We start from the raw sequence: 14,092 nt of genomic DNA, 5'->3' as shown, positions 1-14,092 counted from the left end.
GAAGACCAGCAGGCAGAAATAACACTTTTCGCAATTTGAATAGACTAATTTAGTAACAGCTACTATGGATCTTAATGAGTTAGTAGTCATTCTCCAAAAAATTGACCTTTTCAGCTCATTTACAAATGATGAACTTGTCAGTTTTGCACGTTCAATTGAAGAACTGAAAATAGAACCGCAAACAGTTCTTTTTGAGGAAGGTGCTGCTGGTCGAGACATGTTTGTCCTTCTTGATGGCCAATTACAGATTCTTAAGGAAAACCGTACCATAACAACTATTTCGCCAATTGATTATATTGGTGAAATGTCAATCATTGAGGATAAACCTAGGTCTGCAACGGTCATATCGAACACTTCGGCAAGACTTCTTAAGATCACATCCGCTCAGTTTCAAAAGTTTTTTTCTACGCAGCCGAAATCACTGGTTTCCATGATGAAGACGCTCAGTCGTCGTATTCGTTATGACACCGAGCTCTTAGCTCAGGAATTTGAGAAGGCAAACATCCTGATCCATGATATGCGTAATGCCATTACAGGATTACTTCTGCTTGACCTGCTTGAAACTCAGGGTATGCCGGAGTCTCAAAAACGGTTTATAGAGTTAATGCAAAAAAGCCGACAACACCTCACCGAAATGAGCAATGAGGCCCTGTCTAATGCCAAACGCCTGCATTTTTGTCCAACTCTTGAGAGCAACTCTTTGCCGGAAATCATACATGATATTCAAGAGGCGGCTTTCGTTCACCCTGATTTAAAAAACAAACAGATAGTCGCAGAAATTGACTCGGACTTTCCAGAGTTCCCCTTTTACAAAATTGATATCTCCAGGGCCATTATCAATCTTGTTATTAATGCAGGGCAAGCCAGTAAGGCAGGAGATCCGATCTTAATTAAACTCTACCAGCAAGACAATCAGGCCGTTGTAAAGATAATAGATAAAGGCTGTGGCATTCCTGCCGAAATTCATTCAAAAATTTTCCTGCCGCATTTTACTACTAAAGATAGCGGAAATGGTTTTGGACTTGCGTCCTGCAAGCAGATCATAGAGGTTAAACACAAAGGGAAGCTGTCACTTGAGTCACCTCCAGGTTGCGGCACAACCTTCACCTTTACCCTTCCACTCTCTCCCGAAGGATTTCCACCCCAAACTGCCATTTTATGATTAATCCGGAAAAACACCTTCAGCTAATTGACGAAGCCGTTGGATTTATACAAAGTCAACTTAGCTGCCCACCACCTCTCATTTTAACAGTGCAGGGAACAGGACAAAGCTTCCTGCCGGATGGTTTCATGCAACATGAAGCACTAGCATACTCACAGATACCACATTTTCAGATTCCAACCGTGCCCACTCACGTTGGCAAACTCATTATCGGCACAATTAACAACACGACAATTGCCATTCTACAGGGAAGATTTCATTTTTATGAAGGATTTGAACCTCACCAGATTGTTTTTCCCCTTCGTGTGCTTAACAGACTAGGTTGTAAGACGCTTATAATTACCAATACGGCAGGGGGATTGAATCTTGCTTATGAACCCGGATCTTTAATGGTTGTGACTGACCATATCAACAATATGGGTTTCAACCCATTACGCGGTACTAATAGTGACATTTTGGGTCCGCGCTTTCCCGATATGAGCCGCTGTTACTCAAAGAAGCTGATTAAACTTACGCTACAAAGTGCAGAAAAATGTGGAATTAAAGTACATATGGGAGTTTACACAGGCATTCCAGGGCCCAGCTTAGAAACTCCCGCTGAGACACGGTTTTTACGAAACTGCGGGGCCGACGCGGTAGGGATGTCGACGGTGCCGGAGGTTATTGCTGCTCACCACCTGGGCATGAATATTCTCGGCATATCACTGATTGCTAATGTTAATAATCCCGATGAGTTTAAGCCAATTGCTGTTGACGATGTTATAACTCAAGCACAGAAAGCTCAAGGTCAAATTAAGGCTATACTTTCAGATCTTTTACAAAACCATCTCACTTGAGTCAGAGTTGTAACTATTCAGGTGACGCCGCCCATAACAAGACTTTATTCATCTTTTACCTGCTGTACCTTCGCCCCAAGTTTTGAAAGTTTCCCGGCGAGATCATCATACCCTCTTTCAAGGTGATAAATTCTCGAAATTTCGGTTATCCCTTCCGCAGCAAGTCCGGCAATAACCAGCGAAGCACTGGCTCTCAAGTCGGTAGCCATAACTTTTGCACCGGTAAACTTACCAGTTCCTTTTACGATTGCACTCCTGCCATCAACTTTGATATTAGCACCCATTCTAAGCAGTTCAGCAACGTGCATAAAACGATTTTCAAATATTGTTTCATTGATAACACTTAACCCATTTGAAAGGACCATTAAGGCCATCATTTGAGCCTGCAGATCCGTTGGGAAACCTGGATATGGCAGCGTTTTAATATCGACACTGGTAAGCTTTTTATGTCTGGCGACTCGAATATGTGAGCCATCCTCTTCAACTGTCAGCCCAACAGAACGAAGCTTTTCTATGAGTGACGTCAAATGCTTGGGATTGCAGTTATTAATAACCACATCACCACCAGCAGCACCGACGGCAATTAAATATGTTCCCGTTTCAATACGGTCTGATAGAATGGTATTTTCAGCTGGGTAAAGTTTCTTGACGCCATGAACAACCAGCTTATCCGTGCCTTTTCCTTCTATCTCTGCACCCATTGAAACAAGCATATCGATGTTGTTGCCGACCTCCGGTTCACGGGCTGCATTTTTAATGACCGTTGTCCCTTTGGCAAGAACAGCAGCCATTACAATATTTTCTGTCCCTGTAACAGAGGGAATGTCAAAATATATTGATGCCCCTTTAAGACGTCCTTCGATCTCCGCCTCAACATACCCTTCTTTAAGGGTTAAATGGGCCCCCATTTTCTCTAAAGCCTGAAGGTGAAAATCAATAGGACGAGCACCAATAGCGCAACCACCTGGCAATGATACCCTTGCTCGGCCGTAGCGGCTCAGCAAGGGGCCGAGAACAAGTACAGAGGCACGCATTGTTTTCACAAGATCGTATGAGGCTTCCAGATTGTTAATCGAATCACAATTAAGATACCAGGTACCGGCCTCGCCCTTTTCAGAAGTTACTCCGAAAGATTCAAGCAATCTCACAATTGTACGTGTATCACGCAGATTCGGCACATTATGCAGCGTATGACGTCCAGTAGCCAACAGTGTAGCTGCAAGTAAAGGCAGAGCAGCATTTTTTGCACCGCTTATTGATATCTCACCATGAAGCGGAATCCCGCCTTGAATTACTAGTTTATCCATTTATCATAACCCTTTACCCCTTTACCTTTGCCTTAAGAATTCGTGGTAACCCAGCATAATCATCATAAACAGTAAAGTCCTCAAAAAAGCCACCCTTGCCGATAAAATCGAGAACAAACTCTTTCTGGTCATAACCAATTTCAACAAATAAAAACCCACCTGGAGCGAGGTATGGCGACGAATTACTTATAATTTTTTTTAAATCATTAGTACCATCAGTGCCTGAGAATAAGGCGCTTGCCGGCTCAAAACTGAGTTCTTTCTGCAAATCTTTTCTTATCTTTTCAGCAACATAAGGAGGATTTGAAATAACAATATTGAAGGAAGCTTTGGGGGTAAAGGCATTAAACCAGTCAGAAGCTACGAATTCTAACTGATGCAAGACGCCGTGATTCGCCGCGTTTATCTTGGCAGTTTGCAGTGCAGAGATGGAACGATCAAGAGCAAATAGTTTTGAAGACCTCAACTCTTTAGCCAATGTAACAGCAATAGCACCACTTCCTGTACCAAGATCCATAATAGTCAATGATTGCCTTGAGTCAATTAATTCTTTTCCAGTAGAAATTGCCTTTTCAACAATCAGTTCAGTCTCTGGTCGTGGTATTAAAACTGAGGGGTTAACAACAAAGCGGCGCCCATAAAAATCTTGTTCGCCAACGAGGTACGCAATCGGTTCCCGGGACAATCGCTTATTGGCAAGTTCAAGAATCTTTAAGGCTTCATCAGCACCGACTAGCTCCGCTGATTTAATAACCAGATCAGAACGTGTAAGGCCTAAAACGTAATGGAAGAGTATGGCGGCATCAATTTCTGGATCAGGAATTGATGCGTTTTTGAACAGATTAACAAGAGAGAGATATATTTGACGGACAGTTTTCAGCTCTAAATCCCACAACTTAAAGTAACAAAAGTAACACCATTAAAGGGTGTGTTGTATTCAGGAATTAATCAACGAATAGTCTTGAGGGCTTCAGCCTGAAAATGGCTGTTAAGCGGTTCGATAATAGCATCGAGTTTACCAAGCAAAATATCATCGAGTTTGTACAGAGTCAAATTGATGCGATGGTCACTCACCCTCCCCTGAGGAAAGTTATAAGTCCGTATTCGCTCACTTCGATCACCGCTACCAACTTGACTTTTACGTTCAGCTGAAATTTTATCGTGTTGATCCTGCTGCATTTTATCGAAAATTCTTGCTCGAAGAACTTTCATTGCAGATTCTTTATTTTTATGCTGGGATTTCTCATCCTGACACGTTGCCACAATACCTGTTGGTAAATGTGTTAAACGTACCGCTGACTGTGTGGTGTTGACACTCTGGCCTCCCGGCCCGGAAGAACAGAATATATCAACCCTGACGTCACTAGGAAGAATGTTGAGCTCGACATCTTCAGCCTCTGGCAAAATAGCGACAGTAACCGCTGATGTGTGAACACGACCTTGAGCTTCAGTTTCAGGAACACGTTGAACCCTATGAACACCGGATTCATATTTCAAACGACTATATACCTTATGGCCCTTAATCAGGGCGACAATATCCTTGAAACCGCCAATCCCATTGGAGCTGCTGTTAAGCACCTCAACTTTCCAGGACTGATTCTCGGCAAAACGATGGTACATCTTATACAGATCAGCTGCAAAAAGTGCAGCCTCATCGCCACCGGTTCCAGCTCTAATCTCAAGGAGTATGTTTTTGTCGTCGTTGGGGTCAGGGGGGAGTAGCAGTAATCTAAGCTGGTTTTCAAGCCCCGTAATTTTTTCAGTTAAGGCCTCAATTTCACCTTTTACAAGAACAAGCATCTCATCGTCATCTTCTTCGCGAAGCATCTGCTTGTTCTCAGCAAGTTCTGCTACTGTCTGCTGATAAAGGGTATAAAGCTGATCCATCTTAGAAACAGTGGCATGTTCCTTTGCATTTTTCTGATACGCAACTTGATTAGAAATGATAGCGGGATCGGACAGTTTCGCTTCAAGTTCTAATTTTTTTTCGTGTATATGTTCAAATTTTGCAAACATAGTTTCTGATACTGTTCATTTGAAAAAAAACAAGCATCACCAATATAATTGATGATGCTTATAAGTTGTGTGGTCAGTGGAGTTTATCCCACTATATTTAACAAAGGTACGTTGATAAAACTCGAAATAACTAACTTCTGTTTTTAGGCAGTCTTATCGTAATGTTTGGCATACTTCTTCATAAACTTCTCAACACGACCAGCCGTATCAACAAGCTTCTGCTTGCCGGTAAAATAAGGATGACAGGCTGCACAAATCTCGACTTTTATCTCAGGGTTAACTGAACCAAGCTCAACCTCATTTCCACAAGCACACGTTGCGTTGATCTGATGATATTCAGGATGGATATCTTTCTTCATTTACAAACCTCTTTATTGCTTTGATGATATTCGATGTTACACGCAAGACATCGACAAACATGATTAAATAACATGCTCTTTTACTTTATTTATATTTATTTTTCAAGCACAGAATATAAAACCTAGCTATTCATAGTATCAAAAAACTCCTGATTGGTTTTAGTGCCCTTCATTCTTTGCAAAAGAAACTCCATAGCATCCGTCGGCTTCATTGTTGACAGTAATTTTCGAAGAATCCAGGCCCGATTCAGCTCTTCTTCGGATAACAACAAATCTTCCTTACGTGTTCCCGATCGATTCATATCAATTGCCGGATACAATCGTTTATCAGACATTTTACGGTCAAGAACTATTTCCATATTACCCGTGCCTTTAAACTCTTCAAAAATAACCTCATCCATCCTGCTGCCTGTTTCAACCAAAGCTGTCGCAATTATTGTCAAACTGCCACCCTCTTCAATGTTACGAGCTGCCCCAAAAAATCGTTTCGGGCGATGCAAGGCGTTTGAGTCAACACCACCAGACAGAATCTTTCCACTTGGAGGCACAACCGTATTATAAGCACGAGCCAATCGGGTAAGACTATCAAGAAGAACAACAACATCTTTTTTGGCCTCAACCAGGCGCTTGGCTTTAGCAATAACCATTTCAGCAACTTGTATATGTCTTTGAGGCGGTTCGTCAAAGGTTGAACTGACAACTTCACCCTTTACACTTCTTGCCATATCTGTAACCTCCTCCGGACGTTCATCAATCAGTAGAACAATCAGGGTAACTTCCGGGTGGTTACTGGCTATGCTGTTGGCAATATCTTTAAGCAATACGGTTTTACCCGTACGAGGCGGTGCAACGATAATACCTCGCTGACCCTTGCCAATTGGCGACATCATATTCATAACGCGCATTGAAAAATTAGTTGGATCATTTTCAAGGTTTAAACGTTCTTCAGGATGAAGTGGCGTGAGGTTGGAGAACAGAGTTTTTTCACGATTTTTTTCGGGCGGTTCAAAATTCACAGAATCAACTTTCAGCAAGGCGAAATAACGCTCCCCTTCTTTGGGAGAGCGAATTGGTCCCTCAATCGTATCGCCTTTTTTGAGACCCAACCGTCTAATCTGAGAAGGCGAAACATATATATCATCAGGGCCTGGCAAATAATTATAATCCGGAGCTCTTAAAAAACCAAAACCATCAGGCAATATCTCAAGAACACCATTACCCTTACTGTTACCGTTTTTCTCTTCGCGTGCTGCATGAGCTTTTTGAATTTCAAAAATCAACTCTTGCTTGCGCAAACTGCTATAACCTTCAATGTTAAACTGTTTAGCGAGTGCGGTAAGTTCGGTGATTTTCTTATGTTTAAGGTCAATAAGATCCATGTTAAGCCTGTCTCCTTAAGACAATAGTTTTTATTATGCTGCCATGAGCACGATCGTAAAGCATTAATATCTGGGAAAAATCATTAGAACTGCGATGAATAATCACAGTGCGGTATTTTTGTTTTTGAGCAGAGTATTGTTAGTATTATGATTGATTACGGTTTTTGAATGGTATGATCGTAGTACGATGGTTGAATATGATTAGGCAACCCAAGAAGAGTTGATTACTTTTATGATATATGCGATCTGTGATTTCAAGATAAAAAAAGGTAAGTACTCGTATGAAGATGTTTAATTCTAATAGATACTAGGACTTAAGGCCTAAGGTGTCAAGATTTTTTTTAGTTGAACAATTTGTTTAAAGGTATGATCCCAATTTTTGTCATTATCAATCACATAATCGGCCAACTCTATCTTTTCCTTGAGAGGAAATTGCGCCGAAAGAGTTTTCTTTATCTGGTCAGAGGTTACTCCGTCACGTAACGAACCTCTTGCAACTGCTATATTTTCACTGACCGCCACCACGAGCACTTTGGCAAAATCACTCTGCCAATTGGCTTCATATAATAACGGAACTTCAATTAATGATTTCTGACCATTGTCAGTATACGCCTCATCAACTTTGCGCTTAAGTTGCTTTCGTACCAGAGGATGCAACCGTTCCTCTATCTTTTTACGTAGAGCACAATCTTCAAAAATAGTATCTCGCAGTTTAGGCTTATCAAGGGCCCCATTTTTTAAAAAAAAATCAGGGGCAAGCAAGCTACGCAGGAAAAACCAACCTTCAGCCTCTTTTTTTAGCAGTGATGCCACTTCCGCATCGGCATCAAAAAGACAGTACCCTAGCATATCTGCCAGAGCTTTAGCCACAGAACTCTTGCCAGAGGCAAGTCCACCAGTAACGCCTATACTGTTTGCAAAAAAGCGCTCCATTTTCGTGTCAAATTCGGTAAAAGGCTATTGTCGCTTTACAAAATTCCTGCATCCTAAGCCTGATCAACAGAACTCTCCTGCCGTAATCTTTCGATGAAACTGTTCATATCATCATAGATCGGATCAACAAACCGCATCATTTCGCCACTAATCGGATGTTGAAATTTAAGTTTATAGGCGTGCAGAAATTGACGTTTTATCCCAAGTTTTTCATAGAGGGGCAGCTGTTTTCTGGCACCATAAACACTGTCGCCGACAATAGGCAAACCCAGGTCTGCCAGGTGTACACGTATCTGGTGCGTTCTCCCTGTCTCAAGGGTAATTTTCAGGAGTGTAAATTTCTCGAATGATTCAATGATCTCCCAGTGCGTTACAGCCTCTTTACCACCACTGGTAAGTACCGACATTTTCTTACGGTCAACCCGATGACGACCGATTAATGTAGAAATTGTGCCAGATTTCCTTGGAGGAACACCGTCAACTACTGCCTGATACACCTTAGTAACTCTCTTATCCTTAAACTGTTTAACCAAGCTTAACTGCGCGGCATTACTTTTTGCAATCACCATCAACCCGGAAGTATCTTTGTCAAGTCGATGAACTATGCCCGGGCGAAGGGAGCCATTAATACCACTCAGATCATGGCAATGGTAAAGCAAACCATGCACCAATGTACCTGTCATGTTTCCTGCTGCGGGATGCACTACCAGACCAGGAGGCTTAGAAATGACTATAAGATCAGAGTCTTCATAAACAATTTCAAAAAAAACCTGCTCAGGAATGAGCTCGAGTGGTTCTGGGGGCGGTATGAATATCTCTACAAGATCATTGATACGAAGTCTGTAGTTATTTTTTCGTGGTTGACCACAAACCAGCACATGATGATCTCGAATCAATTGTTGGAACATTGCTCGAGAACATCTCTCGCCGTCAACCGTCACCGCGTTACCCAAATAATTATCCAACCGCTGTCCCGCGTGACCGGAATCGACAATCTTCTCAAGACAGGTCCAATTGTCGATATTTGTAGGATCAATTAAGGACATGACTCAAATCAGACGGGGGGTTATAAAAAAAGGAGGAACCAGATAGGCCTGAAGGAATAACTTCATACTCTTGTCTTGCAAGAACTATATCAACACACGAGTATATCTTTTACAACCATAATGAACATTTACAATCAGTTATAACTCTTCCAGCTGTAAATCAGGCAAAGATATGACTGATACTGTCAACAACCACATCCTCTTTACTGGCATTGGCTATAGAAATCTCTTTTACTAAGAGACTTTGGGCCGTATCCATCATCTTTCGTTCACCAAAAGATAGTGTTTTATCCTCTTTAAGGATATAGAGGTCACGAAGAACTTGGGCTATCTCAAAAACCGAACCGGTTTTTATTTTTTCCATATAATTACGATATCGTTGATTCCAGGGCTGTGACTCGATGATCACATCTCGTTTTTTCAAGATCGAATATATCTTATCAACCTGATCTGATTCGATGATCGCACGCAACCCGACACTTTCAGATGTATTCGTTGGAATCATGATAATCATGTTTGATTCAACTATTCGAATAACGTAAAAAAACTGTTTTAAATCTCCAACCTCACGACTTTCAATTGATTCAATTTGCCCAACACCATGGGCTGGATAAACAGCCATATCACCAACATCAAACATTTTCTTGAGTTTTTTTGCCATTTTTTTTGAGTAATCTTCAGAGTAGTGGTTTTCACCAGTTGTTGACATCATTATCTAAAATGAGGTAACGAGGTGAACGGGTATTTCAGTTTCTTTTTACTTTCGATCTTTAGATGGCTCTAACCAGCATTACCAGGCTTGGAGATTGAGAATTTCAGAGTGGAATTTAAAAAAAGAAAGCAAGTTTCTTTATATTCTCAAACAGGAAAACCAATATAACACAAATTCAGAAAAATGCAACAACTCGCTTACGAACTGGATATTTGATATAAGAAACACGGTGACATGGCCAGATCACAGACGGTTCAAATGGTTCATAGCGTAAGTTGTTCCATGTTTAACAACCAACTCAAGACTTTCACTTATAGTAACCAGTAAAGGGTCAACAACCTCTTGCTCTGCCTGTGTAAATCTGGAAAGAACATAACTACTGACTGGCATTTCAGAGTTCGAGTCCGGCCTGCCGATGCCGGCACGAATTCGTGGAAAATTTTTCCCGCCAAGGCATTGGATAATGGAAGAGATCCCGTTATGCCCCCCTGCCCCCCGGTTAACAACAAGTTTTATCCTGCCAAGATCGAGATCTAAATCATCGTGAATGACAATAACCTTTTCAGTGACGATTTTATAGTAGGTACAGATTTTACCAACAGCCCTACCACTACAATTCATGAAGGTTTCCGGCTTGGTAAGAATCAATTGCTCAGGGCCAATACTGACCTTTGCAACCTTCGCCTCCCATTTTGAATCAGAAAAACTGACACCTGCTTTATCAGCAAAATAATCCAAGGCCATAAAGCCGATATTGTGACGGGTTTGCTCATATTTCAATCCAGGATTACCAAGTCCAACCACAAGGTGCATAAGCCAATCTCAATTCCATGTAAAAACAAAGCGCAAACAAAAAAGCCGAAAGAAGACAGGGTCTTCTTTCGGCTTCAGATTCACAAATCAATCCCTATTAGGATTCACTTTCTTCAGCGGATCCTTCTTCAGATACTTCTTCTACAGCTTCAGCTTCTTCAGCTCCGGCCTGAGCTTTAGACTCTGATACAATTGCAACACATGTGGCATCCAACTCATTCAACATCTCAAGTGACGAAGGAATCACCAAGTCGCTACAATGTAGACGATCACCAATGCTCATATCGCTAACAACAATTTCAAGGAAATCGGGAATATCAAGAATGAGGCCCTTTAATTTAACGGATGTCAATGCTATATGCATCTCACCACCAAGGTCAACACCTTTGGCAACGCCAATGTATTTAACCGGCACATCAAATATCATAGGCTCATCGAGTTTAACCTCAAGGAAATCAGCATGTACTAAATCGCCTGAAATAGGTGCTGCCTGAACTTCTTTAACAATGGCATATCGTTTTGTTGATGAGGCACCGTCATTGACCTCAAGATTAAACACCGCGTTACGTCTTTGCAAAGCGACTAAAGTCTTGGTTAAACTTTTAGTATTAAGTTTCAAGGAGATAGCATCACTCTTTGGCCCGTAAAGTATGGCAGGTGTCATACCATCTCTTCTCATGCTTCTAGCCGCACATTTCCCATAAGTATTTCTAACATCTGCATTTAAGTCATATTGCAACATCAGTCCTAACCTCCACACCTGAAATTTCTACAGGCTTTATAAATAGTAGTAAGCGTAATTAAATATCAAAAAAAGTGATCAGCTACAATACTATAGCCTCACTAAAATCATACAAAAAGTGAACTAACCGAGTCATCGGTATGAATGCAACGAATCGCATCCGCAAGCATTTTGGCAACTGTAAGTACTTTAATTTTTTTACAATTTATAGCATCCCCTCGAAGGGGAATACTGTCAGTAATAACCAGCTTGTCAATTTTGGAGGCCTCAAGTCTCTCGATCGCGGGACCGGACAAAACACCGTGCGAACAGCAGGCGTAGACCTTCTCGGCACCCTCTTTAATAAGTATATCAGCTGCAGAACAAAGAGTGCCGGCAGTATCGACCATATCATCAAGAAGAATAGCTGTCTTACCTTTAACATCACCAATAACATTCATTGCAGCACATTCGTTGGCGCGCTCACGGCGCTTATCTATTATCGCCAGATCCGCATCAAGTCGTTTGGCAAAGGCACGCGTTCGCTCAACACCACCTGCATCGGGAGAAACCATAACAACATTGGTAAATTTATTCGATATATGATCCAGCAATATAGGTGCTGCATATAAATTATCCACAGGAATATTAAAAAATCCCTGAATCTGACCGGCATGCAGATCCATCGTAAGTACTCTTCGCACTCCGACTACGGTCATCATCTCAGCAACAACTTTTGCTGTAATTGGCACTCGCGGGGCAACCTTCCTATCTTGTCGTGCATATCCGTAATAGGGCAGTACCGCAGTAATTCTCCGTGCAGACGCTCTTCTCATTGCATCTACCATGATAACAAGTTCCATCAGGTTATCATTAACAGGAGGACTTGTGGGCTGTATGATAAAGATATCACGGCCTCGGACATTTTCACCTATCTCTACAAATATTTCTCCGTCACTAAATCGTCGTACTTCAGCTTTTGAAAGTGGTTTTTGCAAATGCTCACAGATTGAAAGAGCTAATTCACGGTTAGCATTTCCAGAAAACACTTTCATATCTTTAAGCATCTCTTTTCCCATTAAAATCCACCCTCTCAAGTTTTCAGGTTGACTAACAAAAATTGGCTGGGGCGGTAGGATTCGAACCTACGAATGCAGGCGTCAAAGGCCTGTGTCTTACCGCTTGACGACGCCCCAACATTTTTTTATTACAACCAGCCACACATCATTATTGGTAAGCGAATCAAAACTACAAACACGATTGTTTGACTTTCAAGACACTATCAACGCCCTAATGCTCAACAATGGACATGGTTAGTTCGGTAAAGGCAAATACTAACTATTAAAATTACCATCAAATCAAGTCGTTAGTATTAAAATGTATCTATTATAGGCTCCGCTAAAAAAACAGCCGAGTAACGTTTAGAAAATTTTTCTTTGCACTTATGGGCTGTTTCTATGTGATCAAAAACGCCAAACACGGTGGCTCCACTGCCGGACATAAGGGATGTGACGGCTCCATTAGCGATCAGCTCATCCTTAATATCCTGAATAACCGTATATTTCTTTAAGGTTACCTCTTCCAGATCATTGCACAAACATGCCATCTCAGCTTTTTTTACCGGCGCATCATCTTGCCGAGAGGCATTAAACAATGATTTTGAACAGCCGAGTAAATTATATGAATTACCCTCTCTTGTCAATGTAAAATTGTCATAGGCCCACTTAGTTGATATGGAGATTCCCGGATTAACCAAAACAATCCAACATGGGTCAACTGGTTCGATTGGACAAAGTTTATTGCCAATTCCTGTAGCGTAAAAAGCAGGGGTTTCCGAAACAAAAAAAGGAACATCTGCCCCCAGAGGAGATGCCAACTCAAAAAGTTGGCTATCAGTAAGTGCCATATTAAAAAAAGAGTTCAACCCCCTCAAGCATGTTCCCGCGTCACTGCTTCCCCCTCCTAAACCGGCAGCAACGGGGATATGTTTATCAAGATAAATATGAACGTCCGGTTGAATTTGTGTATAAGCAAAAAAGCTCAGTGCCGCTTTCACAACAAGATTTCTTTCATCGGTGGGCAAACCGGCGTCGGAACAGGCAAATTGCAGGCCGGTAGTTGAGGGGGGTAAATGTGAGCCAATCAACAAGGTTGATTTTTTGGACAATGGTTTCTACTTCATGGTAACCGTCGGAACGTTTGGCCAATATAGCAAAATATAAATTAACTTTTGCAGGTGCTGATAGAGTTAATGGTGACGACACAACCGTCATTCCTGTTCTGGTGGAGTTATGAATAGGAGGGGCAAGCCGCCTTTGGGGATCATTGCGGCAAAAAGAATAAAACTAAGCGTTCACGTAGCGCATCTTAAGATCATAAAGAATTTTTTCAACAAGATCATTCTCTTCGACAGTAAGATTCCCTACTGACTTCTTCTGTAACATATTCATGGTGTCAATGGTGTGTTTAGCCATCATTTTATCCACGTTTTTCAGGCCAGTCTTAGGGTCGGGCACAACACCTAAATGAAATAAAGCGGAGGTGTTTAATGCCATAAAAAAAGAGGTAAATGTGACATCGGGCATCACACATTTACCGTCTTTTTTTATCATTCCCGGCGCACAAGGACAATCTTCTTCTTTTGCTGTCGTCATAGCGTTTAGCCCAATTAAAAGATCCTAACAGATTATACGTTACGTTGTCGGCATCTCAATTGCCATTGCCGCATTAACATTCTCAATATCAAGAATTTCCTGTATATTCTCCTTAGAAAGGAGTTTGTTGGTGTTGAGAAGAATTACATTCACG

General features: G+C 41.5%; 15 protein-coding genes and 1 tRNA gene. 2 read left to right on the top strand and 14 right to left on the bottom strand.

Translation table 11 applies throughout. The features are described 5' to 3' along the window. Window positions 1–64 precede the first annotated feature (64 nt). On the top strand, window positions 65–1,162 hold the full coding sequence (locus tag HQK80_07330) for a cyclic nucleotide-binding domain-containing protein (GenBank protein ID MBF0222027.1): 1,098 nt from the start codon (window positions 65–67) through the stop codon (window positions 1,160–1,162). Next, a complete protein-coding gene (locus tag HQK80_07325) occupies window positions 1,159–1,998 on the top strand; it encodes a purine-nucleoside phosphorylase (GenBank protein ID MBF0222026.1) in 840 nt (279 codons plus the stop codon). The genes HQK80_07330 and HQK80_07325 overlap by 4 nt, the downstream gene beginning before the upstream one ends. 44 nt (window positions 1,999–2,042) lie before the next feature. Here the strand turns inward: HQK80_07325 and murA are convergent, their stop codons facing one another. The 14 genes from murA to HQK80_07255 form a co-directional block, all read right to left on the bottom strand. Next, window positions 2,043–3,305, bottom strand: coding sequence for a UDP-N-acetylglucosamine 1-carboxyvinyltransferase (gene murA / locus HQK80_07320; GenBank protein MBF0222025.1), 1,263 nt, complete (start codon window positions 3,303–3,305; stop codon window positions 2,043–2,045). 13 nt (window positions 3,306–3,318) lie between these two features. Continuing rightward, window positions 3,319–4,200 carry a peptide chain release factor N(5)-glutamine methyltransferase gene (prmC, locus tag HQK80_07315; protein ID MBF0222024.1) on the bottom strand — a complete coding sequence of 294 codons (882 nt, stop codon included), beginning with the start codon at window positions 4,198–4,200 and terminating at the stop codon, window positions 3,319–3,321. A gap of 53 nt (window positions 4,201–4,253) precedes the next feature. Beyond that, window positions 4,254–5,321 (bottom strand): peptide chain release factor 1, encoded by a 1,068-nt coding sequence (gene prfA / locus HQK80_07310; protein ID MBF0222023.1) that lies wholly within the window; start codon window positions 5,319–5,321, stop codon window positions 4,254–4,256. Window positions 5,322–5,464: 143 nt separating this feature from the next. Beyond that, window positions 5,465–5,680 (bottom strand): 50S ribosomal protein L31, encoded by a 216-nt coding sequence (gene rpmE, locus HQK80_07305; GenBank protein MBF0222022.1) that lies wholly within the window; start codon window positions 5,678–5,680, stop codon window positions 5,465–5,467. A gap of 122 nt (window positions 5,681–5,802) precedes the next feature. After that, on the bottom strand, window positions 5,803–7,059 hold the full coding sequence (gene rho / locus HQK80_07300) for a transcription termination factor Rho (GenBank protein ID MBF0222021.1): 1,257 nt from the start codon (window positions 7,057–7,059) through the stop codon (window positions 5,803–5,805). 321 nt (window positions 7,060–7,380) lie between these two features. Beyond that, window positions 7,381–7,992: a dephospho-CoA kinase gene (locus HQK80_07295; protein ID MBF0222020.1), complete on the bottom strand. Its 612-nt coding sequence runs from the start codon at window positions 7,990–7,992 to the stop codon at window positions 7,381–7,383. Between the two features lie 53 nt (window positions 7,993–8,045). Continuing rightward, on the bottom strand, window positions 8,046–9,038 hold the full coding sequence (locus HQK80_07290; protein MBF0222019.1) for an RluA family pseudouridine synthase: 993 nt from the start codon (window positions 9,036–9,038) through the stop codon (window positions 8,046–8,048). A 160-nt stretch (window positions 9,039–9,198) separates the two neighbouring features. Further along, the gene (locus HQK80_07285) at window positions 9,199–9,678 is read right to left on the bottom strand and encodes a CarD family transcriptional regulator (protein MBF0222018.1); all 480 of its coding nucleotides are present in this window, start codon (window positions 9,676–9,678) and stop codon (window positions 9,199–9,201) included. 315 nt (window positions 9,679–9,993) lie between these two features. Further along, window positions 9,994–10,563 (bottom strand): aminoacyl-tRNA hydrolase, encoded by a 570-nt coding sequence (locus tag HQK80_07280; GenBank protein ID MBF0222017.1) that lies wholly within the window; start codon window positions 10,561–10,563, stop codon window positions 9,994–9,996. Between the two features lie 97 nt (window positions 10,564–10,660). After that, window positions 10,661–11,305 carry a 50S ribosomal protein L25 gene (locus HQK80_07275; GenBank protein MBF0222016.1) on the bottom strand — a complete coding sequence of 215 codons (645 nt, stop codon included), beginning with the start codon at window positions 11,303–11,305 and terminating at the stop codon, window positions 10,661–10,663. Between the two features lie 107 nt (window positions 11,306–11,412). Beyond that, a complete protein-coding gene (locus HQK80_07270; protein ID MBF0222015.1) occupies window positions 11,413–12,351 on the bottom strand; it encodes a ribose-phosphate pyrophosphokinase in 939 nt (312 codons plus the stop codon). A 54-nt stretch (window positions 12,352–12,405) separates the two neighbouring features. Next, window positions 12,406–12,480: transfer RNA gene (locus tag HQK80_07265), tRNA-Gln, on the bottom strand. Between the two features lie 176 nt (window positions 12,481–12,656). Then, on the bottom strand, window positions 12,657–13,451 hold the full coding sequence (ispE, locus tag HQK80_07260) for a 4-(cytidine 5'-diphospho)-2-C-methyl-D-erythritol kinase (GenBank protein MBF0222014.1): 795 nt from the start codon (window positions 13,449–13,451) through the stop codon (window positions 12,657–12,659). 178 nt (window positions 13,452–13,629) lie between these two features. Then, the gene (locus tag HQK80_07255; GenBank protein MBF0222013.1) at window positions 13,630–13,938 is read right to left on the bottom strand and encodes a DUF1844 domain-containing protein; all 309 of its coding nucleotides are present in this window, start codon (window positions 13,936–13,938) and stop codon (window positions 13,630–13,632) included. Window positions 13,939–14,092: the final 154 nt, after the last annotated feature.

The organism is Desulfobulbaceae bacterium, assembly GCA_015231515.1.
GTDB lineage: Bacteria > Desulfobacterota > Desulfobulbia > Desulfobulbales > VMSU01 > JADGBM01.
Note: the sequence above shows the minus strand (reverse complement) of the source record. Positions and strands in the feature narration are given on the sequence as shown.

Bases quoted from the DNA above. Each gene is read 5' to 3' on its own strand.
- HQK80_07330 (MBF0222027.1), top strand. From the start codon at position 65: ATGGATCTTAATGAGTTAGTAGTCATTCTCCAAAAAATTGACCTTTTC.
- HQK80_07325 (MBF0222026.1), top strand. From the start codon at position 1,159: ATGATTAATCCGGAAAAACACCTTCAGCTAATTGACGAAGCCGTTGGA.
- murA (MBF0222025.1), bottom strand. From the start codon at position 3,305: ATGGATAAACTAGTAATTCAAGGCGGGATTCCGCTTCATGGTGAGATA.
- prfA (MBF0222023.1), bottom strand. From the start codon at position 5,321: ATGTTTGCAAAATTTGAACATATACACGAAAAAAAATTAGAACTTGAA.
- rpmE (MBF0222022.1), bottom strand. From the start codon at position 5,680: ATGAAGAAAGATATCCATCCTGAATATCATCAGATCAACGCAACGTGT.
- rho (MBF0222021.1), bottom strand. From the start codon at position 7,059: ATGGATCTTATTGACCTTAAACATAAGAAAATCACCGAACTTACCGCA.
- HQK80_07295 (MBF0222020.1), bottom strand. From the start codon at position 7,992: ATGGAGCGCTTTTTTGCAAACAGTATAGGCGTTACTGGTGGACTTGCC.
- HQK80_07290 (MBF0222019.1), bottom strand. From the start codon at position 9,038: ATGTCCTTAATTGATCCTACAAATATCGACAATTGGACCTGTCTTGAG.
- HQK80_07285 (MBF0222018.1), bottom strand. From the start codon at position 9,678: ATGTTTGATGTTGGTGATATGGCTGTTTATCCAGCCCATGGTGTTGGG.
- HQK80_07280 (MBF0222017.1), bottom strand. From the start codon at position 10,563: ATGCACCTTGTGGTTGGACTTGGTAATCCTGGATTGAAATATGAGCAA.
- HQK80_07275 (MBF0222016.1), bottom strand. From the start codon at position 11,305: ATGTTGCAATATGACTTAAATGCAGATGTTAGAAATACTTATGGGAAA.
- HQK80_07270 (MBF0222015.1), bottom strand. From the start codon at position 12,351: ATGCTTAAAGATATGAAAGTGTTTTCTGGAAATGCTAACCGTGAATTA.
- HQK80_07255 (MBF0222013.1), bottom strand. From the start codon at position 13,938: ATGACGACAGCAAAAGAAGAAGATTGTCCTTGTGCGCCGGGAATGATA.